22 protein-coding genes and 3 pseudogenes are annotated in these 25,103 nt (G+C 60.0%); 12 read left to right on the top strand and 13 right to left on the bottom strand.

Features of this window, described 5'->3' with window-relative positions:
* The first annotated feature begins 248 nt into the window (after window positions 1-248).
* Both AB4O35_RS18300 and AB4O35_RS18295 read left to right on the top strand, forming a co-directional pair.
* Window positions 249-1,346, top strand: coding sequence for a carboxynorspermidine decarboxylase (locus tag AB4O35_RS18300; protein ID WP_065890804.1), 1,098 nt, complete (start codon window positions 249-251; stop codon window positions 1,344-1,346).
* Window positions 1,347-1,374: 28 nt separating this feature from the next.
* Window positions 1,375-2,619: a saccharopine dehydrogenase family protein gene (locus tag AB4O35_RS18295; protein WP_065872155.1), complete on the top strand. Its 1,245-nt coding sequence runs from the start codon at window positions 1,375-1,377 to the stop codon at window positions 2,617-2,619.
* Window positions 2,620-2,825: 206 nt separating this feature from the next.
* Here the strand turns inward: AB4O35_RS18295 and AB4O35_RS18290 are convergent, their stop codons facing one another.
* Together AB4O35_RS18290 and AB4O35_RS18285 are read right to left on the bottom strand one after the other, a co-directional pair.
* Window positions 2,826-3,551, bottom strand: a complete 726-nt coding sequence (locus tag AB4O35_RS18290; protein WP_460149169.1) for an SDR family oxidoreductase — start codon at window positions 3,549-3,551, stop codon at window positions 2,826-2,828.
* Window positions 3,505-5,811 (bottom strand): annotated as a pseudogene (locus AB4O35_RS18285) (amino acid adenylation domain-containing protein). Before AB4O35_RS18285 ends, AB4O35_RS18290 begins: the two are co-directional and overlap by 47 nt.
* A 445-nt stretch (window positions 5,812-6,256) precedes the next feature.
* On the opposite strand from AB4O35_RS18285, the pseudogene AB4O35_RS18280 reads away from it, so the two are divergent.
* From AB4O35_RS18280 to AB4O35_RS18270, 3 genes and pseudogenes are all read left to right on the top strand, one after another.
* A pseudogene (locus tag AB4O35_RS18280) lies at window positions 6,257-6,601 on the top strand (methyltransferase family protein); the annotation flags it as partial.
* Between the two features lie 427 nt (window positions 6,602-7,028).
* Complete coding sequence (locus tag AB4O35_RS18275; protein ID WP_065872153.1) at window positions 7,029-7,268, top strand: DUF6124 family protein; 240 nt, start codon at window positions 7,029-7,031, stop codon at window positions 7,266-7,268.
* 72 nt (window positions 7,269-7,340) lie between these two features.
* Window positions 7,341-7,841 (top strand): signal peptidase II, encoded by a 501-nt coding sequence (locus tag AB4O35_RS18270; protein WP_065872152.1) that lies wholly within the window; start codon window positions 7,341-7,343, stop codon window positions 7,839-7,841.
* A gap of 98 nt (window positions 7,842-7,939) precedes the next feature.
* Here AB4O35_RS18270 and glsB read toward each other — a convergent pair whose 3' ends face one another.
* Window positions 7,940-8,848: a glutaminase B gene (gene glsB, locus AB4O35_RS18265; RefSeq protein ID WP_049712766.1), complete on the bottom strand. Its 909-nt coding sequence runs from the start codon at window positions 8,846-8,848 to the stop codon at window positions 7,940-7,942.
* Window positions 8,849-8,903: 55 nt separating this feature from the next.
* Window positions 8,904-9,248, bottom strand: a complete 345-nt coding sequence (locus AB4O35_RS18260; RefSeq protein ID WP_049712765.1) for a hypothetical protein — start codon at window positions 9,246-9,248, stop codon at window positions 8,904-8,906.
* A 91-nt stretch (window positions 9,249-9,339) separates the two neighbouring features.
* On the opposite strand from AB4O35_RS18260, the gene AB4O35_RS18255 reads away from it, so the two are divergent.
* The gene (locus tag AB4O35_RS18255) at window positions 9,340-9,687 is read left to right on the top strand and encodes a hypothetical protein (RefSeq protein ID WP_065881969.1); all 348 of its coding nucleotides are present in this window, start codon (window positions 9,340-9,342) and stop codon (window positions 9,685-9,687) included.
* 128 nt (window positions 9,688-9,815) lie between these two features.
* On the opposite strand, the gene AB4O35_RS18250 is transcribed toward AB4O35_RS18255, so the two are convergent.
* On the bottom strand, window positions 9,816-10,226 hold the full coding sequence (locus AB4O35_RS18250) for a hypothetical protein (protein WP_460149167.1): 411 nt from the start codon (window positions 10,224-10,226) through the stop codon (window positions 9,816-9,818).
* Window positions 10,227-10,336: 110 nt separating this feature from the next.
* Between AB4O35_RS18250 and AB4O35_RS18245 the strand changes: the two genes are divergently transcribed.
* Window positions 10,337-11,191 (top strand): AraC family transcriptional regulator, encoded by an 855-nt coding sequence (locus AB4O35_RS18245; RefSeq protein WP_065946309.1) that lies wholly within the window; start codon window positions 10,337-10,339, stop codon window positions 11,189-11,191.
* Here AB4O35_RS18245 and AB4O35_RS18240 read toward each other — a convergent pair whose 3' ends face one another.
* The 5 genes from AB4O35_RS18240 to AB4O35_RS18220 are packed head-to-tail and all read right to left on the bottom strand — an operon-like array spanning window position 11,192 to window position 16,320.
* Window positions 11,192-11,980, bottom strand: coding sequence for an ABC transporter ATP-binding protein (locus AB4O35_RS18240; protein WP_065881964.1), 789 nt, complete (start codon window positions 11,978-11,980; stop codon window positions 11,192-11,194). It lies immediately after the preceding gene.
* Complete coding sequence (locus tag AB4O35_RS18235; RefSeq protein ID WP_065872146.1) at window positions 11,974-12,963, bottom strand: ABC transporter permease; 990 nt, start codon at window positions 12,961-12,963, stop codon at window positions 11,974-11,976. Before AB4O35_RS18235 ends, AB4O35_RS18240 begins: the two co-directional genes overlap by 7 nt.
* On the bottom strand, window positions 12,950-14,008 hold the full coding sequence (locus tag AB4O35_RS18230) for an ABC transporter substrate-binding protein (protein ID WP_065890797.1): 1,059 nt from the start codon (window positions 14,006-14,008) through the stop codon (window positions 12,950-12,952). Before AB4O35_RS18230 ends, AB4O35_RS18235 begins: the two co-directional genes overlap by 14 nt.
* A gap of 51 nt (window positions 14,009-14,059) precedes the next feature.
* The gene (locus AB4O35_RS18225) at window positions 14,060-15,385 is read right to left on the bottom strand and encodes an LLM class flavin-dependent oxidoreductase (protein WP_065890796.1); all 1,326 of its coding nucleotides are present in this window, start codon (window positions 15,383-15,385) and stop codon (window positions 14,060-14,062) included.
* On the bottom strand, window positions 15,382-16,320 hold the full coding sequence (locus tag AB4O35_RS18220) for an aliphatic sulfonate ABC transporter substrate-binding protein (protein WP_065881958.1): 939 nt from the start codon (window positions 16,318-16,320) through the stop codon (window positions 15,382-15,384). Before AB4O35_RS18220 ends, AB4O35_RS18225 begins: the two co-directional genes overlap by 4 nt.
* 336 nt (window positions 16,321-16,656) lie before the next feature.
* On the opposite strand from AB4O35_RS18220, the pseudogene AB4O35_RS18215 reads away from it, so the two are divergent.
* A pseudogene (locus AB4O35_RS18215) lies at window positions 16,657-16,920 on the top strand (ABC transporter substrate-binding protein); the annotation flags it as partial.
* A gap of 151 nt (window positions 16,921-17,071) precedes the next feature.
* On the opposite strand, the gene AB4O35_RS18210 reads toward AB4O35_RS18215, so the two are convergent.
* Genes AB4O35_RS18210 through AB4O35_RS18200 form a run of 3 tightly spaced genes read right to left on the bottom strand, consistent with a single transcriptional unit; the run spans window position 17,072 to window position 20,311 of the window.
* The gene (locus AB4O35_RS18210) at window positions 17,072-18,547 is read right to left on the bottom strand and encodes an FGGY family carbohydrate kinase (RefSeq protein WP_065881956.1); all 1,476 of its coding nucleotides are present in this window, start codon (window positions 18,545-18,547) and stop codon (window positions 17,072-17,074) included.
* A 5-nt stretch (window positions 18,548-18,552) separates the two neighbouring features.
* Window positions 18,553-19,485: a transketolase family protein gene (locus AB4O35_RS18205; protein ID WP_065881954.1), complete on the bottom strand. Its 933-nt coding sequence runs from the start codon at window positions 19,483-19,485 to the stop codon at window positions 18,553-18,555.
* A complete protein-coding gene (locus tag AB4O35_RS18200) occupies window positions 19,475-20,311 on the bottom strand; it encodes a transketolase (protein ID WP_065872139.1) in 837 nt (278 codons plus the stop codon). Before AB4O35_RS18200 ends, AB4O35_RS18205 begins: the two co-directional genes overlap by 11 nt.
* Before the next feature lie 361 nt (window positions 20,312-20,672).
* Here AB4O35_RS18200 and AB4O35_RS18195 point away from each other — a divergent pair, with 361 nt between their 5' ends.
* The 4 genes from AB4O35_RS18195 (at window position 20,673) to AB4O35_RS18180 (ending at window position 25,098) form a co-directional block, all read left to right on the top strand.
* Complete coding sequence (locus AB4O35_RS18195; RefSeq protein WP_049712752.1) at window positions 20,673-21,680, top strand: ABC transporter permease; 1,008 nt, start codon at window positions 20,673-20,675, stop codon at window positions 21,678-21,680.
* A gap of 51 nt (window positions 21,681-21,731) precedes the next feature.
* Window positions 21,732-22,664 (top strand): substrate-binding domain-containing protein, encoded by a 933-nt coding sequence (locus AB4O35_RS18190; protein ID WP_460149166.1) that lies wholly within the window; start codon window positions 21,732-21,734, stop codon window positions 22,662-22,664.
* Between the two features lie 15 nt (window positions 22,665-22,679).
* Window positions 22,680-24,188 carry a sugar ABC transporter ATP-binding protein gene (locus AB4O35_RS18185; protein ID WP_065881951.1) on the top strand — a complete coding sequence of 503 codons (1,509 nt, stop codon included), beginning with the start codon at window positions 22,680-22,682 and terminating at the stop codon, window positions 24,186-24,188.
* A gap of 145 nt (window positions 24,189-24,333) precedes the next feature.
* Window positions 24,334-25,098, top strand: coding sequence for an SDR family oxidoreductase (locus AB4O35_RS18180; protein WP_065881949.1), 765 nt, complete (start codon window positions 24,334-24,336; stop codon window positions 25,096-25,098).
* Window positions 25,099-25,103 lie beyond the last annotated feature (5 nt).

The raw sequence follows: 25,103 nt of genomic DNA, 5'->3' as shown, positions 1-25,103 counted from the left end.
TGATCAAAGGTGGGAGCTGGCTTGCCTGCGATTGCGGACTATCAGCCAGTACTGTTGGCACTGACCCACCGCTATCGCAGGCAAGCCAGCGCCCACATTCGACCTGTGTATGCCTATAGACAGTCATACTTCGCAACTACGATTGAAAACCGGGTGCAGCAAATTCCGCCCACTAACCTTTCGATTCAATCCAAGTGCGGGCACAATGCCTGTCCTTTTTTGGCAGGCACCGCCGCAGGCTCTCAAAAATGATCAAAACGCCGTACTACCTCATCGATAAACAGAAACTTCTGGTCAACATGCAGAAGATTGCTTATGTGCGCGAGCAGTCCGGCGCCAAGGCGTTGCTGGCGCTCAAGTGCTTTGCCACCTGGTCGGTGTTCGACCTGATGCAGCAATACATGGACGGCACCACCTCGTCGTCGCTGTACGAGTTGAAGCTCGGCCGCCAGAAATTCGAAGGTGAAGCGCACGCCTACAGCGTGGCCTGGGCCGACGATGAAATCGAAGAGATGCTGGAGCACTGCGACAAGATCATCTTCAACTCGATCAGCCAGCTGCAGCGCTTTGCCGAACGCTCCGAAGGCAAGACCCGTGGCCTGCGCGTGAACCCACAGGTGAGTAGCTCCGACTACCTCCTGGCGGACCCGGCGCGCCCGTTTAGCCGCCTCGGCGAATGGGACCCGGTGAAGATCGAAGGCGTCATTGATCAGATCTCCGGCTTCATGTTCCACAACAACTGCGAGAACGGCGATTTCAGCCTGTTCGACAAAATGCTCGGCACCATCGAAGAACGCTTCGGCGCGCTGCTGCACAAGGTCGAGTGGGTCAGCCTTGGCGGCGGCATCCATTTCACCGGTGAAGACTATGCCGTGGACGCGTTCTGCGCCCGCTTGAAGGCGTTCTCCGAGAAGTACGGCGTGCAGGTCTACCTGGAACCGGGCGAAGCAGCGATCACCAACAGCGCCTCCCTGGAAGTGACCGTGCTCGACACCCTCTACAACGGCAAAAACCTCGCCGTGGTAGACAGCTCCATCGAAGCCCACCTGCTGGACCTGCTGATCTATCGCCTCAATGCCAAGCTGGCACCGAGCGAGGGTGAACACACCGTCATGGTGTGTGGCAAATCCTGCCTGGCCGGGGACATTTTCGGTGAGTATCAATTTGATCGTCCGCTGGCCATCGGCGATCGGCTGTCGTTCATCGACACCGCGGGCTACACCATGGTCAAGAAAAACTGGTTCAACGGCCTGAAAATGCCGTCCATCGTAGTGAAACAACTCGACGGTACAGTCGAGGTGGTTCGTGAATTTGGTTACGACGACTACCTGTCCAGCCTTTCGTAAGCTGGCGGATAAAGGAGAGATAAAGCAATTGAAAAAGAACGTTCTTATCATTGGTGCAGGAGGTGTCGCCAAGGTGGTGGCCCACAAGTGCGCGCAGCACAACGACGAACTCGGTCGTATTGCTATCGCGTCGCGCAACATCTCCAAATGCCAGGCCATCATCGACAGCGTCAAGGCCAAGGGTAGCCTCAAGGTTCCCGCCGACATCCAAGCCTTCGCGCTGAACGCCCTGGACGTGGAAGCGACCAAGGCCCTGATCCGCGAGACTGAATCGCAGATCGTCATTAACGTGGGTTCCGCGTTCCTCAACATGTCGGTACTGCGTGCCTGCATCGACACGGGCGTTGCGTACCTCGACACCGCCATCCACGAAGAGCCGGGCAAGGTCTGCGAGACCCCGCCGTGGTACGGCAACTACGAATGGAACCACCTGGAAGAGTGCAAACAGAAGAACATCACCGCCATCCTTGGCGTGGGCTTCGACCCAGGTGTCGTCAACGCGTACGCCGCGCTGGCGCAGCAACAGCATTTCGACCGCATTGACTCGATCGACATCCTCGACGTCAATGCCGGCTCCCATGGCAAATACTTCGCCACCAACTTCGACCCGGAAATCAACTTCCGCGAGTTCACCGGACAGGTGTGGAGCTGGCAGAACAGCCAGTGGACCAGCAACACCATGTTCGAAGTCAAACGCACCGACGACCTGCCGGTCGTCGGTTCGCAGAACCTTTACCTCACCGGCCACGATGAAGTGCACTCCCTGTCGAAAAACCTCGACGTGCCCAACGTGCGCTTCTGGATGAGCTTCGGCGAACACTACATCAACGTGTTCACCGTACTGAAAAACCTCGGCCTGCTCTCCGAGAAGCCGGTCACCACCGCCGAAGGCCTGGAAGTCGTGCCGCTGAAACTGGTCAAGGCCGTGCTGCCCGACCCGTCTTCGCTCGCGCCCGGCTACACCGGCAAGACCTGCATCGGCGACCTGGTCAAAGGCACCAAGGACGGCCAGCCGCGTGAGATGTTCATCTACAACGTGGCGTGCCATGAAGAAGCCTTTGCCGAGACTGACAGCCAGGGCATTTCGTACACCGCAGGCGTTCCACCCGTAGCCGCTGCGCTGCTGGTTGCCCGTGGTGAGTGGGATGTGAAGCACATGGCCAACGTCGAGGAACTGCCGGCTGAGCCGTTCCTGAAGGCGCTGGACGTGATGGGGTTGCCAACTCGGATTAAAGACGAGAATGGTGATCGTGCTTGGGATGCGACTGCCTGAATAGGCGATAGCTGACCGAACAAAAAAATGCGCCCTCAGGGGCGCATTTTTTGTTGGGGCTCACATAAATCCCAAAGAAGAATGAAGATCAACATGTGGGAGCTGGTTTGCCTGCGATAGCGGTCTTCCAGTGACTGAGAGACTGCTGACACACCGGTATCGCAGGCAAGCCAGCTCCCACAGGGATGGCACTGCGCCCCAAATTCTCAGATATTTCCAACGCCGCCTCCCAACCGGTCCAGGTAGCGCGCCAGCACGTCTCCCGAGAATTCCGATTGCCGAATCCCGCTGCCCATCAAAAAAGCCCGGACATTGCGCCTATCCCAAGCGTAATTGTGCTGGTAAAGCTGCAATATCGTTTGCCCCTCATGCATGTCGTCCTTGAACATCCCCAATAGCGGGTACAGCAACGCATCCGTCTGGTTTTCCCACAGCCCAACCCATTTCTCGTACGGCAAGACAGCAAGGCGGCGCCCATAGTAACGGCCAACCCGCGAACAAAACTGCTTGAGATTTGGATCACGGTGCAGCGTCTGGCACAGGTTGAATTTCTTGCCAAGGGCCGCAGGTTGGCGAGCAATGTGAGCGACGGCCTTTACCATGTAGTCAACAGTCGTCAGGCCTTCGCGCATTTTTCGCAGGTCTGGCACCGCGCCATGCTCAAGACAGGTTTTGATAAACCGGCCCCACCACTGGTAGTCGGCACATACGCCGGTGCGGCTGTGACAGGTCGCGTAACCGAGGCGGAAAGTCATCAAGGGCAGGCCTTTGGCCGCCGCCATATCCGCTATTTTTTCCATCACCCACTTACTTTGAACATACCCAAGATCGTGCCGTATTGCGGGTAGGTTTTCATCGATGCAATCGTCCTCGTACACACGGCGCTTAAGGGTATAGCGGTGCCCCCAGCTGTAGATGGAAATAGTCGACATCAACATCAGCGCTTTGGTTTTTTCCTGCGGCGCAAAAACTGAGAATGCGCCTGAGGCCCTCGACGTTATCAGTCCTCATGTAGGAATACGGCATGATGAAATTGACCGCGCTGGCCGAGTGGACCACCGCATCAATCATTTTAGAAAGTCACGCATACTCGCCGGGCTCTAATCCCATGTTGTGCTGCGACAAATCGCTGACATACACACGGATGCGCGCCCAATCACTCGCTTTAAGCTCCACCCGGTAACGCTCGCTGATTTGTTGAAGCCGCGCCAGGCCGGCTTCGGGCTGTTCACAGCGTACCGGGCAATGAATGCACGCGGCGCCCGTGGCTAAAAGCTGCTGGAGCAGATGAATCCCAACGAACCCTGTCACCCCGGTAAGCCAGACATGCTTTGGGTCGCCTACCTGTGCGGTATCAAAGCCACCTCTAAAATCCGTACCGGCATCCAGGAATACATCATCTTCGAAATTGATGGCAGGCTGAGCGCCGCCCTGCGCGGAAGGCTGACAGCGGTGGGCCAGCTCAGCGGCAAGATCTTTCAATACGATATGTTCATAGATTTCACGCACTGCCACCCTGATACCGAAGCCTTCAGACAGCTGTTTAGCCAACTGCGCCACGCGCAACGAATGCCCGCCCACCTCAAGAAAACTATCGTCCACTGAAAAATTGCCATGCCCGAGCACCGCATACCAAGCGAGCGCGACCTTGCGCTGGTTTTCATCGCTGAAGCGATCCACTGCCAACAGGTCGGGTTGCAGTTTTTTCAATAATTCGAGCAGGGCTGGCTTATCGGTCTTGCCGTTGCCATTGCTTGGCAGTTCGGCCACGCAGTGGAAGGTGAAAGGCACCATATATTCAGGCAAGTCGCGCCCAAGGCTACGGCGCAGGTCGGCCTCCAGCCGCTTCGGATGGACGTGTCGATTCCAGGGCACGACAAATGCAACCAAACGTTTGTCAGCCTGAGTGCCCCCATCTTCCACAACCACCGCCGCACTGGTGACTTGCGACTCCTTAAGCAGGCGTGCCTCGATCTCACCTAGTTCAACCCGGTAGCCGCGTATCTTGACTTGACCGTCCAGCCGCCCTAGAAACTGGATACTGCCATCCTCAAGGATCCGCGCTTGGTCGCCGCTGCGATATAGGCGACGCCTGAGCACTTTGGAATAGATGAAACGCTGCCGGGTCAATTCAGGCGCGCCCAGATATTCTCTGGCTAAACAGGGCCCGGCAATACACAACTCACCTACCTTGCCAGCGCCTACTTCCTGCAAATGCTCATCAAGGATGTAGATTTTGCACTGCCCGATCGGAAGGCCAATGGAATCGGCTTGGTTCAAACGTCTGCTTTGCACAAGGTGCGAGGTAACGAAAATGGTCGCTTCGGTGGGGCCATAACAGTCCACCAATTTAAAGGATAAGTGCTCCACTCTCAGGGGATGCAGCTTTTCGCCACAGGTATAGATGTATTTGAGTGAGAGGGCTGGCGGCTGGCGGGCATTCACGATGTTGTAGACTTTCAGGGTTGGTACGAACGCGTGCGTGATTTGATGCGTCACACAAAAAGCCAGGAATGCATCACTGCTGAGTAACGACTCTTGATCCAGCAGATAAAGGCAAGCTCCGACAACCAGATTTGACCAGACTTCTGCTTGGATCAAGTCAAACCCTACTGCTGCCATCACCGTGGATCGGCTGCTCGGGTCGATATCCAGACGTGCATTGTGTTCGAGCATCAACCCTATGACGCTACGATGCTCGACGACCACGCCCTTCGGATTGCCCGTAGTGCCCGATGTGAAAATCACGTACATAACGTCCGTGGGCTTGACCCAGACAGGTCGAGACAGCACGGACTCGGGGCCGGCCAGCAACTCGTCGACCGTTGTTAATGTGCACTCAGGCAATGGCGCTCGATCATCAGCCAGGGTAGAGAGCACCACCCGAGCGCCGCATTGCCGGGCAACGTATTCTTTGCGGTTCTGTGGCAATGTCCTGTCGAGCGGGACGTACGCTGCACCGGTTTTGAGTACGGCCAAAAAGGCAATGATCAGCGCCACCGAGCGCTCAGCCTGAACCAACACGAGATCGCCGACACCGATCTTCAACGCTTGCAAACCAGCCGCCACCTTAGTGCTTTGATGGTCGAGCTCTGCGTAAGTCAGCCGTTGCTCGTGGCCTACCACAGCCAACCGATCGGGGTTGACCTTGACCTGTTGTGCAAATGCGCTCACAACCGTGTGCGGGAACATGTTAAACCCTCCTGGTTCTCTCTCCTTGGCCATGTACTGCCGCCTTCGAGCTGTTATTTTTTTCTGATTTCCAGAACATTTCTCCTGTTAGAAATGACAGTTTTTTAGACTGACTTCATCTAATTGCTATAGCGTCCGAACACCGCCCCCCCCCCAATTTGCTCACTCAGTCACTCCTACGCCTTCATCCCCGCCAGCGGATATCCCGGCGCATTCAATTCCGGCGACCAGCCCCCACCGCTTCAAAGACACTGTCACTTCTCACAGGTTACTGATCTCATAAACCCCGCTAGCCTTAGCCAGTCGAATTCGTACGTCGACTGGTTTACCCATTCACCATGCACGAAAGGAGTCGTCCATGATCTCGCAAAAAAACTCAAACAGCCTCGTCGTGCGGGTGTACAGCATCGGCTGCTATCTGACTTTCCTGGTCACGTTTTTATAGCTGGCGACGTTGTTGTTCAGCCACTTCGAACTTTTCGGGCTCAAACAGGCTATTGACCGCTGGCGCGGCACGGCACAACACGCGCCGGCATTCAGAACGCCGCTGCTCTACAAGATCGTTCGTCACCCGCTTTACCTGGGGTTCTTGATTGCCTTTTGGGCAACACCGGACATGACGGCAGGTCATCTGTTGTTTGCGGTGGGGCTGACCATCTATCTCTTCGTTGGGACCCACTTTGAAGAAAAGGATCTGGTGGTGCTGTTTGGGGAAAGGTATCAACGGTATCAGGGTGAGGTGAGCATGATCGTGCCGGTGCCGAAGAGGAAAGCCAGGGGATGCCAATAAAGACAGTGAATAGACACTCCAGCCGATGATTTACGATGTGGCGAGAGTGCCAGTGCCGGATGTGCTAGCTGACACACTGCATCGCAGGCAAGCCAGCTCCCACAGGGATGGCACTGCGCCCCAGATTCTCGGATATATCCCACAACCGTTTCAGGTTGTCACTCGGAAGTTCGCTGACTAACCTCTCTGCCGTCGCTGCCAATTCAGCGACCGGATTTGACCGTCCGACTTCAAAGAGCAACTGCGCCTACACCGATCTTCGGCGTTTTTTTTACGCCTGATGTATTGTGTCGCGGCAGCTGTACGCGGGATACCTTCGGGTATGCCGGTTTTGCTTCTTTGGCCGGTCGGTCAACCCGCGTATAGCTGCCACCCTAATTCGGTTGACCGCGAATCGTGGCAGCTCCATTTACAAAGGAGCTTCACCATGATCAAAGACAGTCCAAATCCCCCAGAAACACTCTTCACCGTCCGCGCCGACTTAGGCACGGAAACCCTGCTGGTCAACGCCTCCCAGGACCTGGCCTCCATCAACGATATCGCCACTCACCTGGCCTTTGAAATCGACGGTGCTCAACGCAACGTCGCACTGGGTATCTGCCGCATGCTCGAAGGTGTGCAACTGCTGGTCGACAAGGCATTGGACGTAGCCCACCCGGCGGCCTGAAGATGGACGGGATAGAGCGCCTGAGCTATCTTCGGGCGCTCTATCGACCGCCCCCAAACAGGAAGTTACCGCTTGAGCACGTCACCCCTACTGCGAGGCCGCACCTTCGCCCTCCTCGCCGGTATCGCCTTTGTTGCCGTCGACCAACTCGTCAAACTACTGGCCCTGGTTTCACTGCAAGCCAACAGTTTCAAAATCGGCTCTAACCCCATCAACCTCGCATTGGAACTGAGCCTGAACCCAGGCGCCTTCCTGAGCCTGGGCGCTGCTTTGCCGCCGCAGGTCAAACAGCTGATCTTTATCGTCGGCGTGGCAGTAGTGGTGGCCTGGGCGATGTGGTGGTCGCTGTCCAATTGGAGCCAACCACTGCGTAAGGTCTTGCCGCTGTATGCGATTGCGCTGGGTGGCATTGCCAACCTGATCGACCGCGTCTTTCGCCACGGTCATGTGGTCGACTACATGGTCCTGAATGTCGGACAGACGCATACCGGCGTGTTCAATATCGCCGATATAGCGATCACCGCTGGAGCACTGTACTTGATGGTGGATTTGTTTTTGAAACGTAAGGCCTAAAGTGATTGCTGAACCCGTGTGGGAACGGGCAAGCCCGCTCCCACAGGGAAATCATGGTGCTGGTAGATTGCATTTCAGCAGATAAACGCCATTACACCTTAGAACACCGACCACCCAATCCGCTCACTCAACAACTCCAACGCCTTCATCCCCGCCAGCGAGTTCCCCGCCGCGTTCAGCTCCGGCGACCACACGCACACCGTAAACTGCCCCGGCACCACCGCGACGATCCCGCCGCCGACCCCGCTTTTGCCTGGCAGCCCCACGCGATAGGCGAAATTCCCTGCCTCGTCATACAGCCCGCTGGTGGCCATGATCGAGTTGACTTGCTTGGTCTGGCGCGCCGTCAGGATCTGCTCGCCGCTGTGGGCGCTGGTGCCCTCGTTGGCGAGAAAGCTGAAGGCCTTGGCCAGGTCCAGGCAGCTCATCTGCAACGCGCAATAGTTGAAGTAGCTGTGCAGCACCGCGTCTACGTCGTTGTGGAAGTTACCGAACGACTTCATCAGGTATGCCATGGCCGCGTTGCGCGCGCCGTGCTGGGCTTCGGAATCGGCGACGACGCTGTTGACCAGGATCTGCGGGTTGCCGGACAGGCGCCTTACAAAGTCGCGCATCGACAGGATCGGTACGGCAAAGCGCGATTGGTTGATGTCACAAATCACCAGCGCGCCCGCATTGATAAACGGATTACGCGGGCGCCCGCGCTCGAATTCCAGTTGCACCATGGAGTTGAACGGTTGCCCGGACGGTTCGTGGCCCAAGCGTTCCCAGATGGTTTCGCCGCCGTGGTCGATGGCCTGCACCAGGCTGAACACCTTGGAAATGCTCTGCACCGAGAACAACGTATCGGCGTCACCGGCGCGGTAGGCCGAGCCGTCGTTGCCGTACACGGCGATGCCGATCTGGTTGGCGGGTACATCGGCCAGCGCGGGGATGTAGTCGGCGACTTTGCCGAGGCCGATCAATGGACGAACTTCGTCAAGGATCGAGTCCAGCAGCGCCTGCATGTCTTGTCCTGTCATCTGTCTTTGAATCAGTGATAAGCGGGGCGCGGAGGATACTTCAATGCGCGCGGAAGCCCCACACAATCTCTACCACCCGCTCGGCCACCACCAGATACACCAGGATCAACAACAGCTGTAGCGCCAGGTGATAACGCAGCTTGGCCAATCGACGGATACCATCACTGACGTTCAACAGCATCAACAGCGTCGACAGCACAATCAGTCCCCAGCCGGCCACGCTGGAGGCAAACACCCCGATAAACAGGTCCTGCTGGCCCACGAGCGTATTGGTCCCTGCCGCAAACAACAGCGCACACACCAGCAGGTTTTTCACGTTGTCGAAAATCTGTGTGCTCAGATCGTTTTCCAGCAAGGCCAAATACCGCTTCCATAACGTGTGCATGGGTAAGTACCGGGTAGGGATCGCTCGTCAATCAAAGTAGTCCAATTGCCCGTACACTGCACCGCTGCGCTTACCCTATGAGGACTTTTGCATGAAATTGATGATCGGCCTGGCCGCCCTGCTGTTGGTATCGGCTTGCACCTCAACAGCGCCCACCACGCCCCCTGCGCAAGACGCCGCCGCGTCGACGTGCCTGGCAGGCGGCGGCACGATGAAGCAAGTCGGCAAGTTGCAGAGCTGGAAATGCATCACGCCGTACAAGGATGCAGGTAAGGCGTGTACCGACTCTAGTCAGTGTGATGGCGAGTGCCAGACCAGTGTCACCACCCAAACGGGCAATGGCCCGGTGACAGGCGCGTGCCAGGTGGACAACAGCCACTTCGGCTGCTCGGCGACGGTGGAAAAAGGCAAGCTCGGCCGGGCGATTTGCGTGGACTGAGCCTCGCCACCGAACAAATGTGGGAGCGGGCTTGCTCGCGAATACGGTGTATCAGTTAACGATGTATCCACTGATCAAACGCATTCGCGAGCAAGCCCGCTCCCACATTTTTTGCTCCACATTACCCTTCAAAAATGCGCCACATCCGACACCCGCTCATCCAGCACATCCCGCGCCAGCGCCCAGGCCAGGTCCTTGGATTCCACCACCAGCAACGGGTACCCCCACGCCTTGCCGAACATCGCGGCGAACGGCTTGAGCGCCAGGCGCTGCGCGGCGCTGGGTTCCACCTGGATCATGCCTTTGACGTAGGCACGCAGCGCCTGTTTGTTTTTCTTCATCCAGATCGAGGCTTGCTTGCGTTCCTCGTGGGAGTGTTCGTGGTTGTTTTCAGCCACGGCTTTTTCGTGCAGCAGCACGAAGGATTGCTGACGGGCCAACAGGCTTTCGAAAATCCGGAAGGCATCTTCCGGACCTCTCTCGCTGGGCGCATCAAAGACGATTTTCACCACCGGAAATGTTGTGCTGTCGAGTCGCATGGCAGAGCTCCTTGTTGAGAATGGATCTCACTATATCCATCGCACCACTAGACGGCATTGCACAGAATAGCCAGACTATTTCGCAATTCAGCCAACTTGCGATCCCCGCCATGAAGCACCATCGCCTTGACATGCACGACCCGCTGATGGCCAAGGACGCCGATGTGTTCCCCCGCGCCGTGGTGGCCGTGACCGCCACCAGCACGTCGGACACCTGGGAACATGCGCAACATGCCCATCGCAAGGGCCAGTTGATGTACACCCTGCGCGGGATCATCCATTGCGAGATCGAGGCGGGTATCTGGATCGTGCCGCCGCAATGTGCACTGTGGATTCCCGGCGGCACGTCCCACGCGGCGCGCGGGTCTGGCGAAGCGGAAGTCTATTGCCTGTTGATCGACCCTGGCGTCGCATGCGCCCTGCCCCCGCGATGCTGCACGTTGGCCGTGTCGGGGCTGTTGCATGAGTTGATCAGCAAGGCCGTGAGTTTCCCGCAGCTCTATGACGAAGGGGGTGCCCAGGGCCGTTTGATCAATACGCTGCTGGATGAACTGGCAGCCGCCCCTATCGAAGCCTTGCATTTGCCCATGCCCAAGGACCCTAGACTGCGTCGCCTGGCCGATAGTTTGTTGGCCGAACCGGCGGACAAAACCACCCTCGGCCAATGGGCGGTGCGCATCGGCATGAGCGAGCGCAGCATGACGCGCCTGCTGCTGGAGGAACTGGGGCTGAGCTTTGGCCGCTGGCGCCGGCAGTTGCATGTGATCCTATCGTTGCAGCGCCTCGCCAAAGGCCAGAGCGTGCAAACGGTGGCGCTGGACCTGGGTTATGAGAACGCCAGCGGCTTTATCACCATGTTCCGCAAGGCGGTGGGCCAGCCGCCGGCGCGTTACCTGGCAGACCGCGCCGGAGCATTTAGCGCGACGCCCCAGGCCATTGCGCTGAAAGAAGCTGACCCTGAATGACTACCAGCTGCCGCCCAACCCCAGCAGGCCCAGTATCTGGCGCCGCAGGTCAACCAGATAAGGATCATCGCGGTGCCGTGGATACGGCCGATCAATGCTCAATTGCGCCTGAATTTTTGCCGGACGGTCGCTGAACACAATCACCCGGTTGGCCAGCAGCAAGGCCTCTTCCACGTCATGGGTCACCAGCAACGCCGTGTAGCCTTGGCGTTGCCACAGGCCGATCAGCTCTTTTTGCATGGTAATGCGGGTCAAGGAGTCGAGCTTGCCTAAGGGCTCATCGAGGATCAGCAGGCGCGGTTGATTGACCAGTGCGCGCGCCAGGGCCACCCGTTGCGCCATGCCACCGGAGAGTTGCCGAGGATAGGCACGGGCGAACTGACTCAGGCCGACCTTTTCCAAGGCTTCATCGACCTTGGCCGAATGGGTCTTGAGCAGGCCCTGGGCTTCCAGGCCGACCGCCACGTTGTCCCACACGCGGCGCCACGGGTAAAGCGTCGGGTCCTGGAACACCACCACGCGGCTTGGGTCCGGGCCGGTGATGGCTTCACCATCCGCCAGCAAGCGGCCGGAATCCGCCGGTTCCAGGCCAGCCACCAAACGCAACAAGGTGGATTTGCCGCAACCCGAAGGCCCGAGCAAGGCCACAAACTCTCCCGGCGCCACCTCCAGAGACACCCGCTCCAACACCGGCAGGTGCTGCCCGTCCAGGGCAAAGCCATGGCTGAGGTTTTCGATGCGCAGCGCCAAGCCTTCCGACGCCGATACTGCGTGTGCCAGGGCTACCATTTCATTGATCCTTTCTGCCAGGCCAGCAACCGATCACGCACCAGGAACAACCCGGTGATCAACCCTGAACAGGCGAGTGCCATGATCAGCAATGCGGCGTACATATTCGCGTAGGCGGCCCACCCTTGGGCCCATTGCAGGTACCAGCCGATGCCGGATTTGACGCCCATCATCTCCGCCACCACCAGCGTCGAAAAGGAAGCGCCCAGGCCCATGAACAGGCCAACGAACACGTGGGGCAAGGCCGCGGGAATCGCCACTTTGAAAACCAGGAAGCCCTGCTTGGCGCCCAAGGTGCGGGCCACGTCGTAATAGGCTTGATCCACGCTCGACACGCCGGACCAAGTCAGTACCGTGACCGGGAACCACGTGGCCAGGGCGATCAGAAACACGCTGGCGCTCCAACTGCTCGGAAACAGGAAAAAACACAGCGGCAACAACGCCGTTGACGGCACCGGGCCAAGGATGCGCAGCACCGGGTGCAACCAGTAGCCGATGCGCGTGGACCAACCGATGGCCACCCCGGCAATAAACCCGGTGATCGCGCCCAGGGCCACGCCCGAGCCGAGCAGCAACGCCGAATGCAGCAGGCTGTCGGCCAGTCGCGGATAGTCTTCGAGATACACCGCCAGCAAGGCCTGGGGCGGCGCAAAAAACGGCACCGGCAACAGCGCCAGCTTGGCGGTGGCCAACTCCCAGATACCCAGTAGCACCGGCAAGGCGATCAACCAAGGGCCGGCATTACGCAAGCGCAGGCCTAGCCCTGGCAGCTTGCGCCCCAGCAGGCTCAGCACGATGAACAGCGCCGCCACAGCCACACACAGGTTGGCCAAGCCTTGGGTCATCGGCCAGTTGCGTGTCGCGTTGGGCCAGTAGCTGATCAACAGCGCAACGGCGACCCAGGCCCCGACCACCGCCACGCCCTGCCACCAGACTTTGAACGCCAGGGAGGGGTTCAGGGTTGTTGCATCAGCTGAAGACATCGACGGTGATCTCCTTGGCAAACTCCAACGGGTCGGTGCTCTTGCTGATCACCTCGACGGTTTTCAGGTCGGTAATGTAGGTGAGGATTTCCTGGGTCAGCGCCGCGCCCACCGCGTGGTGACCGTGGGTGTGGTCGTGGAGGATCGCCTGCACTTCCTCCACCGAGGTGTTCAGCGCATGGGCCTGGAAGCCTTTGGCGACTTCTTCCGGATGTTGCACCGAATAGTCGTGAGCTTCGAGGATCGCCTGGGTCAGTGCCGCGACCACGCGCTTTTCTTCACGCACCAGCTTGCCGGTGACACCGACCACGCAGCAGCTGAGGTTGGCGTACTCCTCCACCAGGTTGGTGGACAGCTCCTTCGCCACGCCAGACTTGATCAGGCGGTACATGAAGGGGTCGCTACCGCTCACCGCCTGCACTTCGCCGCGCTCAAGCGCAGTGCCGAGTAGGTCGGCTGGAAACAGACGCCATTCCACGTCACGTACCGGGTCGACACCGTGTTTTTTCAGCAGGATCGAGAAGAAATTGCGGTCCGGGCTGGCCATGTCGGTCACGCCAATGGCCTTGCCCTTGAGGTCTTCGAGTTTGGTCACGCCGCCATTCACCGCACTGAGCAAGCGCAGGCAGCCACCGTGGGTGCCGGCGGTGAGTTTCACGTCAAAACCCTGCTCCAGCGCCTTGAGCCAACGCAGCGCCATGCCCACGCCGGCATCGGCCTTGCCGGTGGCAATCGCTTCCAACAGCACTTCGGTGGAGTTACCGAAGTTGACCAGTTCCACGTCCAGGTTGTGATTGGTGAAAAAGCCCTGGCCATGGGCGATCACCACCGGGGCCAGGCACACGGCGTTCAGGTTGACGGCGAGTTTCAACTTGCGCGGTGCGTCGAGGCGGATGAACTCACCGGTGCCGGCAGGTTCCTGGGCGACATTATGGCCGGCATGCGCGTCGGCAGCGAAGCCGAGGCGCGGCAGCGACAGGCTGGCCAGGGTGATACCGGCCAGGCCGAGCAGGCGACGACGGGTTAAATAATCGAAATCAGTCATGCAAAGTGTCCCTTCTAAATTGATAGATTTGCGGATATGACATGTGGGCGTTCAGCGTGTGAGATCAGCGAGGCCCAGGTGCTCGCGCAGCGTCGTCCCCTCATACGCCGTGCGGAACAACCCCTTGCGCTGCAAATGCGGAATCACACTCTCCACAAACTCCGTGAACGAGCCCGGCAGATACCCCGGCGAAATCACAAACCCATCGCAACCGCCCTGCTCGAACAGCTCGGCCAACTGGTCGGCGATTTGTGCGCCCGTGCCCACCAACTGGGGCACACGCACGCTACTGGCGAAGATGCGGCCGAGTTGTTCGAGGGTGGTTTCCGGGCCTTGCATCAATAGCTTTTCAGCGGCCGCCCGAGGGATCAGGGGCGACTGAGCGATCTCGGCCAGCGTCGCCGACAGCGGGAATGGCGACAGGTCGACATTCAGCTGCGAAGCCAAGGTCACCAACCCCAACTCCGGACGTGCCAGCGCGTTGTGCTTGTCGCGCTTGGCGCGGGCCTCGGCTTCGCTGCCACCAATAAACGGCATCACCGCCGTGAGCACTTTGCAGCTGTCAGCGGCACGGCCTTGTTGCACGACCTGGGCACGTACGTCATCACGAAACGCGCGCATCGCCGCCAAGTGCGAGTGAATGGTGAAAATGGCCTCGGCCCAACGCGCACCAAAACGCCGGCCACGCCCCGAAGAACCGGCCTGGATCAGCACCGGCCGGCCCTGGGGCGTGCGCGGAATATTCAGCGGGCCTTCAACCTTGAACCACTCGCCCTGATGCTGCACCGAACGGATCAGCTCAGGGTCAGCCAGCACCCCGCTTTCGCGATCCAGCTTCAGCGCGTCCTTGCCCCAGCTGTTCCAGAGCTTCAGCGCGACTTCGACAAACTCGTCGGCGCGGTCGTAGCGCAGGTCGTGTTCCAGGTGCTTGTCCTTGCCGAACAGGCGCCCTTCGCTGTCGTTCATCGAGGTGACGATATTCCACGCTGCACGGCCCTTGGACAGGTGGTCGAGGGTCGCGAATTCACGGGCAATGTGCGCCGGCTCGTAATAGGTGGTGGAGCGGGTGGCGCCCAGGCCCAGCTTGGTGGTCTTGCCCACCAGGTAAGAGAGGATCGGCAACGGGTCCAGGCGCGTGGCGTCCTGGGCGCCGTAGCGCAAGGCGAACTCGCGGGAGCCGCCCATCTGGTCACCCACCGCGAGGCGATCGGCGAAGAACAGGAAGTCGAACAGCCCCTCCTCCACCACCTTGGCTACCCGTGCGTAATACTCGGGGTCGAGGTAATTGCCGACGGTTTCCGGGTGGCGCCACACCGCATGGCTGTGCACCACCGGCCCACTCAACAGGAACGCGGATAAATGGATTTGGCGGCTCATGGTTTGGGTGTCCACACGGTGATTGCGCTGACCTTCAACGCCTTGGGAATCAGCTTGGCGGCGTAGTAGGTGTCGGCGATGCGTTGTTGTTCGGCGAGGTGTTCAACCTTCACGGGAATGATGTCGTAGCTGCGGCGACTGTTCGCGCGCTCCACCGTGGCAGGGGCGATATTGCCCCACAGTGGGCCAAGTATTTCGGCGGCTTCCTTGGGATGGGCCTTCACCCATTGGCCGGTCTCGCGCAGGGTGTCGAAGGTCACCTGCAACACGTCCGGGTGGGCGTTGGCGAACTGAGTGGTGGCCAGGTAGAAGCGGTTGTAGTCGGCCAAGCCGTCCTTGCCATCGGCGATCACACGCACATGATGATCGAGTTGCTGGGTGGCGAGAAACGGGTCCCAGATCACCCAGGCGTCCACGCTGCCATTGGCGAAGGCGGCGCCGCCATCCGGCGCTTCCAGGTAACGCGGGGTGATATCGCTTAGCGTCAGCCCGGCTTTTTTCAGCGCAGAGATCAGCAGGAAGTTGCTGCCCGAGCCTTTGGATACGGCGACGGTCTTGCCCTTGAGGTCGGCGATGCTGTGGATCGGTGATTTTTCCTGGACGATGATCGCCTGGGCACTCGGCGATGAGTTTTCCTGGGCGTAGTAGGTCAACGGCGCGTCCGCGGCCTGGGTAAACAGGGCAAAGGCGTCGGCCACATCGGCGTGCAGATCGACACTGCCAGCGTTGAGCGAGCTGAGCAGGCCGGTGCTGAACTCATGCCAGTTAACTGTGAAACCCAGCGGCTTGAGGCGCTGTTCCAACTGGCCATTTTGCTTGAGCAGGATCCACAAGGTGGACGAACGCTGGTAGCTGATATCCAGGCTTTGCTCGGCATGGGCCGCCGCAGCGGCGAACAGCAAACTGGCGGCAACAATAAGTTTCTTGAACGTCATGGAAGACCTTGGCGTGGGAGAAATGAAAAGAGCTGCATATGCCAAAAACCCGCGCAAGGCCTGGCAGTAGAGTTAATTCGATTATATTAATGACGAGAAATTATGAAAGAACCCTATAATTCTATGGTTATGCCCAATTCGTCGGAACCTGGGAAAAGCGCCCTAAGCTAAGATCGAAAGAGTATTTAACGAATAGTTTTTAGAACCTTAAGCTCAAAACTATTTCGTTAGAGATCGAGCACACCATGTCCATACGTCGTCCCCTCGCCGCAGTAATCGGGTTGCTGGCTTTTTCCATCGGCATAAGCGCCGAGGCCCAGGCTATCGTGGGGTGCGTTGAAGGTGGTGTATGACGCGTTGGAAAAAGCGGGCAAGTGGGTGAAAACCAACCCGCAGGACGCGGCTAAAGTGCTCGGCCCGTTGTGGGGCAATCTGGATGTCGCCACGGTTGAAGCGGCGAATGCACTCCGCAGCTATCAGGTGCAGCCGGTGACAATCGATCAGTTGGGTGAACAGCAGAAGATTGCCGATGCATTCTTCAAGGCGGGGTTGTTGCCCAAGGCGGTGGATGCGAAGGATGTGCAGACCTGGAAGCCTTGAGCGAATAACAGGCACAACTCGATCAATTGTGGGAGCTGGTTTGCCTGCGATGGCGGTGGGTCAGCAATGAAAATATTGGCTGAAAAACCGCTATCGCAGCGGTGCGACGATTCGACAAGCCAGCTCCCACACTTTTAGGCTGCATAAATAGTTAGAGAAGAGTACGGCTCAAGGCCTTTTTCCACTCGCCATAACGCCCCGCCATCGCCGGATCTTCCTGCGGCTCAAACCGCTCCCGCTGGCGCTCCAACGCGCCCAGCGCTTCATCGCTCGCCCACACTCCCGACGCCCTGCCCGCCAGGTGCGCCGCGCCCAATGCCGACACCTCCGGTGACAGGCTGCGCACCACCGGGCGTTGCAGCAGGTTGGCCAGGAACTGCATCAGCCAGCGGTTGCGCGTCGCGCCGCCATCCACCCACAACGCCTTCAACGGGCTGCCGATGTCCTGCTGCATCGCTTCGAACACATCACGGATCTGATAACCGATGGATTCCAGTGAAGCCCGCAGGATGTGTGCGCCGGACGTGGCTTCGGTCAGCCCGCAGATCAAGCCGCGTGCGTCAGCTTTCCAATGTGGCGCGCCCAGCCCGGACAGCGCCGGCACGAAGTACACGCCGCCGTTGTCGGGCAGTTGCGCGGCCTGCTCCGTCAAGGCGTCCAGGGATTCCCCGGCCACCAGCCGCGAAGCCCACTGCACGGCGGCACCGGTGTGGACGATATTGCCTTCCATGCCGAAGGTCGGTTTACCGCCGTCGTGCCAGGCCAGTGTGGTCGAAAGGCCGTGAGTGGAGGCAATCGGGCCGCTCATGGGCGTCATCAAGGATGAGCCGGTGCCAAGCGTGGCTTTCACCAGGCCCGGCGCAAAACCACCCTGCCCGTAGAGCGCGGCGTGTGAGTCGCCGATCATCGACATCACCGGGATGCCGGCGGGCAAACCGCCCACCGCGACGGTTTCGGCGAAGAAGCCGGCGCTGGGCCGAATCGGCGCCAGTGCCGCCAGCGGGATGGCGAACAGCGCTAACAGCTCAGGGTCCCAGGCGCAGGTGTGCAGGTTGAACAATTGCGTGCGCGCGGCGTTGGAATAGTCGGTGGCAAATACCTGGCCGCCGCTGAGTTTCCACAGCAGCCAACTGTCGACAGTGCCCAGGCAGATATCACCCGCAGCGGCGCGGGCATGGCCATTTTCCAGGTGGTCGAGAATCCAGCGAAATTTGCCGGCGGAAAACATCGGGTCGAGGGCCAATCCGGTTTTTTCCAGAATGAGCGCCTCATGACCTTGCTCGCGCAACTGGGCACATAACGCCGTGGAGCGCCGGCATTGCCAACTGATGCACGGCGACAGCACTTCACCGGTATGTCGATCCCAGGCCACCACCGATTCACGCTGGTTGCTGATGGCCAATGCAGTGACTGGCCGATCCACCTGGGCCAGGCATTCTTCAATGGCGGCCAGGGTGCTGTGCCAGATCAACAGCGGATCCTGCTCAGAAAAACCCGGCTGTGGATGAATGATGCTCAATGGCCGAGAGCCGCGTGCTATCACCTGCCCGAGCTCGTTGACCAGCACCGCCTTGGCGTTGCTGGTGCCTTCATCTATCGCCAGGATCAGCGGCGTATGGTTATTCATGGGGGTCACCGCAACCGAGTGGCAGCCGCCACAATCCCAGCCGCGTCGATGTTATGCAAGGCGCGCGTCGGTTCGCGCGCGCCCGCGGCGGCGTATTCGCCATCGCCGATGCCCAGGCGGGTCAGCGCAATGCCCAGGCCGGCCTCGGCGAGCACTTCGGCGACCAGGCTGCCGACACCGCCATTGATGTTGTGTTCTTCAACCGTGATCACTGCGCGCGTGCCACGCAACGCGCTCAACAGCACATCACGCTGCAAGGGGCGGATCGACGACAGGTTGATCACCTGCGCCTGAATGCCCTGCTCCGCCAGCAACGCCGCCGCGTCGACCGCTTCGTGCACCACCGAACCCAGGGCCACGATGCTGAGGTCTGTACCCTGGCGCAGGATATCCACGTGCCCGGGTTTGAATTGGTAATCGGCGCCATGAACGTCGGGCAAGGCCTTGCCGTCGAGACGGATATACACCGGGCCCTCATACCGCAGCGCGTAATCGACAATCTGCCGGCACTCGACGGCATCGGCCGGGGCAAAGATCTGCACATTGCCAAAGCCACGCATCACCGAAATATCGTCGAGGCTGTGGTGGGTACTGGCTAACGGGCCATAGCTGGTGCCGGCATTCAGACCGAACATCTTCACATTGGCCTGGTTGTAGCAGACGTCCACTTTGATCTGTTCATTGGCCCGCGAAATCAGGAACGGCGCCGCATTGCAGGTGGCGGCGATCTTGCCGCCCAATGCCAGCCCCGCCGCAACGCTGACCAGCGACTGCTCGGCAATGCCAACGTTGATCAGGCGCTCGGGAAAACGCTGCGCAAACGGCCCGATCTTGGCCGTGGAGGTGGAGTCGCTGACCACCGGCACCACGTCGAGCCCGGCATCGACGGCGGCAATAAAGGCGTCCACCATGACGCTCGCCAAATGTTCACTCGCCATGGTTCAACTCCTCCAGTGCTGCGTTGATTTCATCACCCTTGGGCACACGGTGGTGCCATTCGGGGCGAGCTTCGATAAACGACACGCCCTTGCCTTTGATGGTGTGGGCGATCAGCACCTGGGGCGCGCCGGTTTTGGTCTGCATGCTTTCCAAGGCTGCGATCAACTGGCCCACATCGTTGCCGTCGCACTCGCTGACGCTGAAGCCGAAGGCGGCCCATTTCACGTCCAGCGGGTCCAGCGGCATGATGTCGGCCGTCAGCCCCGCCAGCTGCAGCTTGTTTTTGTCGACGATCACAAACAGGTTATCCAGGCCGTATTTGGCCGCCGCCATCGCGGCTTCCCAGTTGGAGCCTTCGGCCAGCTCGCCGTCGCCGGTGAGTACGTAAATGCGCTTTTTGCTGCCGGACATCTTCGCCGCCAACGCCAGCCCCACCGCCACCGGCAGACCGTGGCCGAGGGCGCCGGTATTCAGTTCGATGCCGGGGGTTTTCTGGCGTACCGGGTGGCCGGGCAAGTGGGAATTGAAGTGTTGGTAGGTGGGCAACCACTCGGTGGGGATGTAGCCCGCCTGCGCCAGGCAGCAATACAAACCGCCGACGCCGTGGCCCTTGCTCTGGATGTAGATATCCCGCTCCGGGTCTTCGGTGCGCTCCGGACCGGTATTGAGGATGCGGAAGTACAGGGTGGCGAGGATGTCGGTTTCCGACAGGTCGGCCCCGGTGTGCCCGCCGGCCGGAGAGTCGGCATTCAGGCGGATCACGTGGCGCCGGATCAGGCGGGCCTGTTCTTTGATCTGGTGAGCGTCGTACTGGAAGGCATTCATGCAGCGGCTCCTGTGGGCTGACCACGCGAGGTGAAAGTGCCGAAAGCTGTGTTTGAATATTTATTCAGCAGTGACAATATATTTCTATTTAGACGCCGAACGCCCCGCAGGTCAAGTAAGCGGACGGTGGAAAAATGAAATAAAACCCGGAAAGATCCCTCGGACAAACGGCCAAAATCCCAGGCGCGCCACTCTATCCCGTGGCTTTGCGCCCGGTAAAAGCTGCGTTCTAGAGGCATACCTGAAAAATTAAGCGCTTGACTTTGACACGGTGGCACTGGAATCTGAATTAACAGTCAGGCACGCATAAATATTCAAGTCGCCTGAAAGCACTCCAAAAAAAATAAATCAGGAGAACACTGTGGACGCCAAAGCTATTGTCCAGCACCCGGCCGAACTCAAGCCGCCCCACCGCCCACGGCTGGTGAAACTGCTCCCCAGCAACATCGGCGGCCCGCTGATCGGCCTGGTGCTGCTGGTGCTGGTCTTCTCCTTCAGTTCGGAATTCTTCTTCTCTTTACGCAATGGCCTGAACATCCTTGATCAGGTCACGGTGCTGGGCATCCTGGCGATTGGCATGACCGCCGTGATCGTGATCGGCGGCATCGACCTGTCGGTAGGGTCGGTGCTGGCCTTCTCAATGATGATGCTCGGCTGGCTCTATCAGGATCAGGCCGTGCCGCTGGGCTTTGCGATTCCGATCTCGATCGCCACCGGCATGCTCGCCGGGCTGGTGTCGGGCGCGCTGATTACCTATGCCAAGTTGCCGCCATTCATTGCCACGCTGACCATGATGTCGGTGGCCCGTGGCCTGGCGAATATCCTCACCGAAGGCCGGCAGATTGTCGGCTACCCGGAGTGGTTTACCAATCTGGCCACGGTGCGGCATTTCGGTTTTCTCTCGGCGACGGTCGGGTTTTTCCTGGTGATGCTGGTAGTGGCCTGGGTGTTCCTGCGCTTTCGTGCCGGTGGCCGCAACCTTTACGCCATGGGCGGCAGCCCGGAAGTGGCGCGACTGTCGGGTATCAAGGTGCGCGCGATCACACTGTGGGTGTACGCCATCAGTGGCGCCCTCGCCGGTATCGCCGCCGTGACCCTGGCCGCGCGCCTCGATTCCTCGCAACCCAGTGCCGGCCTGAGCCTGGAACTGGACGCCATCGCCGCCGTGGTCATTGGCGGCGCCAGCCTTAACGGTGGCGTCGGCAGCATCGGCGGCACCCTGGTGGGCGTGTTGATCATTGGCGTGCTGCGCAATGGCCTCAACCTGCTGGGCGTTTCACCCTTTATTCAACAAGTGGTGATCGGCGTGGTCATCGCCCTCGCCGTGACCATCGACACCCTGCGACGCCGCTCCAGCACTGCCCGTTAAAACCTGTTCGACAGTTGACACCCTCCAACAATAAAACCAGGAGTCACCGACATGTTCAGCCCCAAGAAACTGCTGTTGGCCACCGCTCTCGCTGCCGCCACCCTCACCGCCGCCGGCACCACCTGGGCCAAGGACCTGACCATCGGCCTCGCCGTGGCCAACCTGCAGGCCGACTTCTTCAACCAGATCAAGCAATCGGTGGAAGCCGAGGGCAAGGCCAAGGGGATCAAGGTGATCACCGTGGACGCCCAGGGCAACTCGTCTACCCAGGTCAGCCAGATTGAAGACCTGATCACCCGCCAGATCGACGTGCTGATCTACATCCCTGCCGGTGCGACCGCCGCCGGTGTGCCAGTCAAAGCCGCCAAGGCCGCCGGCATCCCGGTGATCGCCGTCGACCGCAACGCCCCTGACGCGCCGGGCGATACCTTTATCGCCAGCGACAGCGTGGCAGGTGCCAAGACGCTGGCCGAATACGTCGGCAAGATCACCGACGGCAAGGGCCGCATCGCGATCCTGCAAGGCCAGCTCGGCACCACCCCTGAAAACGATAGAGCCAAAGGCTTCGAAGAAGGCTTGAAAGCCTTCCCGGACCTCAAAGTCGTCGCCCAGCAACCCGCCGAATGGGTCCAGGACAAAGGCTTCGCCGTGGCCCAGGACTTGCTCCAGCGTGACCCGAACATCACCGTGTTTTTCGGCCGTGCCGATGCCATGGCGTTGGGCGCTGCACAGGCAGTGAAAGTCGGCAACCTGGATCACAAGGTCGTGGTGGTTGGTTTTGACGGTGACGTCGCCGGGCTCAAGGCGGTGCAAAGCGGTGTGCTGAACGCGACTATGACCCAGCAGACGCAGAAGATGGGCCGCCTGGCGGTGGCGTCGGCGATTGACCTGAAGGCCGGCAAAGACGTGCCCAAGGAACAACTGCTGCCCACCGTGCTGACCACCAAAGACAACGTCGCGCCGTTCCTGCAACAGCACCCGTAAACCTTGGAGGTCGTCATGCGAGCAGCAGCTCTGGATAACACCGCCGAAGCGGTGTTGTGCCTGCGCAATATCAGCAAGGCCTACGGGCCGGTGCAGGTCCTGTCGCAGGTCAACGTGGACATTCGCCCCGGCGAAGTATTGGCCCTGCTCGGCGAGAACGGCGCGGGTAAATCCACCCTGTCGTCGATCATCGCCGGGCTTGTGCAGCCCGAAGCCGGCGGCAGCATGACCTGGCTCGGCGCGCCTTACGCACCGGGTTCGCCGGGGGCCGCGCTGAGCGCCGGGATCGGCCTGATCCATCAGGAAATCCGCCTGCTGCCGCAATTGTCGATCGCCGAAAACATCTTCGTCGGCCGCCTGCCCATGCGTTATGGGAAGGTGGACCGCGAATACATGGAAGCCCAGGCGCAGATCCAGTTGGAACGCCTGGGGCTCAAGGTGCCGGCGTCGCGCAAGGTCGAAGGCCTGAGCGTGGCGGCGCAGCAACTGGTGGAAATCGCCAAGGCGCTGACCCTCAAGGCGAGCCTGTTGATTCTCGATGAACCCACCGCGGCGTTGGGTGGGGAAGAGACCGAGCTGCTGTTCAAACAGGTGGAACGGCTCAAGGCTGAGGGGGTGTCGTTTATCTACATCAGCCATCGCCTGGAAGAAATCGCGCGTATTGCCGACCGCGTGCTGGTACTGCGTGACGGTCGCCAAATTGCCTTGCACGCCACGGCCCAGGTGCCGGTGCGTGAGTTGGTCGAGCAAATGGTCGGACGCAGCCTGGAGCGAATTTTCCCCGCGCTGCAACCGCCGCAGGACCAAGTGATGTTGCAGGTCAAGGATTTAAGCTGCCGTGAATTCGCCCTGCACGGCATCGATTTCAGCGTGCGCGCCGGTGAGGTATTCGGCATTGCCGGCGTGGTCGGCGCCGGGCGGACCGAACTGGTGCGCACCATTGCCGGCGCGGCCCAGGACATTCAGGGGCTTATGGTGCTGGATGGCGAGGTGCGTCAGTTGCGCTCGCCGTTCGAAGCCATCCAGGCCGGCGTGGTGCTGGTGCCCGAGGACCGCAAGCAGCAAGGCGTGGTGGTGGAACATCGCATCGAAGACAACCTGATCTATGGCAACACCGACCTGCTGGATAAACGCGGCTGGGTGTTCCCTGCCCCGCTACGTGAATTCGCGCGTACGGCGGTGGCTCGACTCGGCGTGAAAGGCGCGCCGCAGTCGCGGATTTCCAGCCTGTCCGGCGGTAACCAGCAGAAAGTGATCATTGCCAAATGGCTGGCGCGTAATCCCAAGGTGTTCATTCTGGACGAGCCGACTCGAGGCATCGACGTGGGCGCGCGGGCGGCGATTTATGAGGTGATTGCAGACCTGGCGGCCAAGGGCATGGCGGTGATAGTGGTCAGTTCGGACCTGGATGAGGTGCTGGGATTGTCCCATCGCGTGATGGTGATGAGCCGGGGACGGCAGATGGGGATTCTGGAGCGTGGTGAAGCCACACCGGTGTCAGTGATGGAAATGGCCACCGCGTGAGCAAAGACAACACACATCAACTGTGGGATCTGGCTTGCCTGCGATGGCGGTGTACCAGCCACCGAAGAGGTGACTGAACGACCGCTATCGCAGGCAAGCCAGCTCCCACAGGGGTCCCACTGTGATTTCAACAATGGAGTATTTCATGCAGCTTTTTAGTCTTCAGGGCCAAGTCGCCTTTGTAACTGGCGCCGGCAGTGGCATCGGCCAAGCCATCGCCGTCGGCCTCGCCGAAGCCGGCGCCGATGTAGCCTGCTTCGATCTACCCGGCAGCCCGGGTATCGCCAGCACCGTCGAACGCATCCAAGCCCTCGGCCGTCGCGCCCTGGCCCTCAGCGGCACGGTCACCGAACGTGCCGCCCTGGATGCGGCCGTCGCCCACACCGAAAGCGAACTCGGCGAACTCAGCGTCGCCGTCAACTGTGCCGGCATCGCCAACGCCCAGGCTGCCGAAGACCTGGAACTGCAACGCTGGCAAACCACCCTCGACATCAACCTCACCGGCATCTTCCTCAGTTGCCAGGCCCAGGCCGCGGTGATGTTGCCGCGTGGCAAAGGCGCCATCGTCAATATCGCCTCCATGTCCGGTAGCATCGTCAACCGTGGCCTGTTGCAGGCGCACTACAACACCTCCAAGGCTGGGGTGATCCACCTGAGCAAAAGCCTGGCGATGGAATGGGCCGACAAGGGCTTGCGCGTGAACTGCATCAGCCCCGGCTACACCGCCACGCCGATGAACTCGCGGCCGGAAGTGGCCGACCAGGTGAAGATATTTGAACAGACCACGCCCATGGGCCGCATGGCCAGCGTGGAAGAAATGGTTGGCCCGGCGATCTTCCTGGTGAGCCAGGCGTCGTCTTTCTGCACCGGTGTCGACCTGTTGGTCGATGGCGGCTTTGTGTGCTGGTAGGAGTT

It is taken from the genome of Pseudomonas sp. H1_A03 (genome assembly GCF_054685145.1).
This window is presented reverse-complemented; position numbering and strand designations above follow the sequence as displayed.

What these genes read in the sequence shown, in the direction of transcription:
- AB4O35_RS18190 (WP_460149166.1), top strand. Translation starts at nt 21,732, where the DNA reads ATGTTCAGCCCCAAGAAACTGCTGTTGGCCACCGCTCTCGCTGCCGCC.
- AB4O35_RS18200 (WP_065872139.1), bottom strand. Translation starts at nt 20,311, where the DNA reads ATGAATGCCTTCCAGTACGACGCTCACCAGATCAAAGAACAGGCCCGC.
- AB4O35_RS18260 (WP_049712765.1), bottom strand. Translation starts at nt 9,248, where the DNA reads ATGCACACGTTATGGAAGCGGTATTTGGCCTTGCTGGAAAACGATCTG.
- AB4O35_RS18185 (WP_065881951.1), top strand. Translation starts at nt 22,680, where the DNA reads ATGCGAGCAGCAGCTCTGGATAACACCGCCGAAGCGGTGTTGTGCCTG.
- AB4O35_RS18240 (WP_065881964.1), bottom strand. Translation starts at nt 11,980, where the DNA reads ATGGTAGCCCTGGCACACGCAGTATCGGCGTCGGAAGGCTTGGCGCTG.
- AB4O35_RS18275 (WP_065872153.1), top strand. Translation starts at nt 7,029, where the DNA reads ATGATCAAAGACAGTCCAAATCCCCCAGAAACACTCTTCACCGTCCGC.
- AB4O35_RS18230 (WP_065890797.1), bottom strand. Translation starts at nt 14,008, where the DNA reads ATGACTGATTTCGATTATTTAACCCGTCGTCGCCTGCTCGGCCTGGCC.
- AB4O35_RS18300 (WP_065890804.1), top strand. Translation starts at nt 249, where the DNA reads ATGATCAAAACGCCGTACTACCTCATCGATAAACAGAAACTTCTGGTC.
- AB4O35_RS18250 (WP_460149167.1), bottom strand. Translation starts at nt 10,226, where the DNA reads ATGCGACTCGACAGCACAACATTTCCGGTGGTGAAAATCGTCTTTGAT.
- AB4O35_RS18205 (WP_065881954.1), bottom strand. Translation starts at nt 19,485, where the DNA reads ATGGCGAGTGAACATTTGGCGAGCGTCATGGTGGACGCCTTTATTGCC.
- AB4O35_RS18290 (WP_460149169.1), bottom strand. Translation starts at nt 3,551, where the DNA reads ATGTCGACTATTTCCATCTACAGCTGGGGGCACCGCTATACCCTTAAG.
- AB4O35_RS18220 (WP_065881958.1), bottom strand. Translation starts at nt 16,320, where the DNA reads ATGACGTTCAAGAAACTTATTGTTGCCGCCAGTTTGCTGTTCGCCGCT.
- glsB (WP_049712766.1), bottom strand. Translation starts at nt 8,848, where the DNA reads ATGCAGGCGCTGCTGGACTCGATCCTTGACGAAGTTCGTCCATTGATC.
- AB4O35_RS18255 (WP_065881969.1), top strand. Translation starts at nt 9,340, where the DNA reads ATGAAATTGATGATCGGCCTGGCCGCCCTGCTGTTGGTATCGGCTTGC.
- AB4O35_RS18210 (WP_065881956.1), bottom strand. Translation starts at nt 18,547, where the DNA reads ATGAATAACCATACGCCGCTGATCCTGGCGATAGATGAAGGCACCAGC.
- AB4O35_RS18235 (WP_065872146.1), bottom strand. Translation starts at nt 12,963, where the DNA reads ATGTCTTCAGCTGATGCAACAACCCTGAACCCCTCCCTGGCGTTCAAA.
- AB4O35_RS18225 (WP_065890796.1), bottom strand. Translation starts at nt 15,385, where the DNA reads ATGAGCCGCCAAATCCATTTATCCGCGTTCCTGTTGAGTGGGCCGGTG.
- AB4O35_RS18245 (WP_065946309.1), top strand. Translation starts at nt 10,337, where the DNA reads ATGAAGCACCATCGCCTTGACATGCACGACCCGCTGATGGCCAAGGAC.
- AB4O35_RS18180 (WP_065881949.1), top strand. Translation starts at nt 24,334, where the DNA reads ATGCAGCTTTTTAGTCTTCAGGGCCAAGTCGCCTTTGTAACTGGCGCC.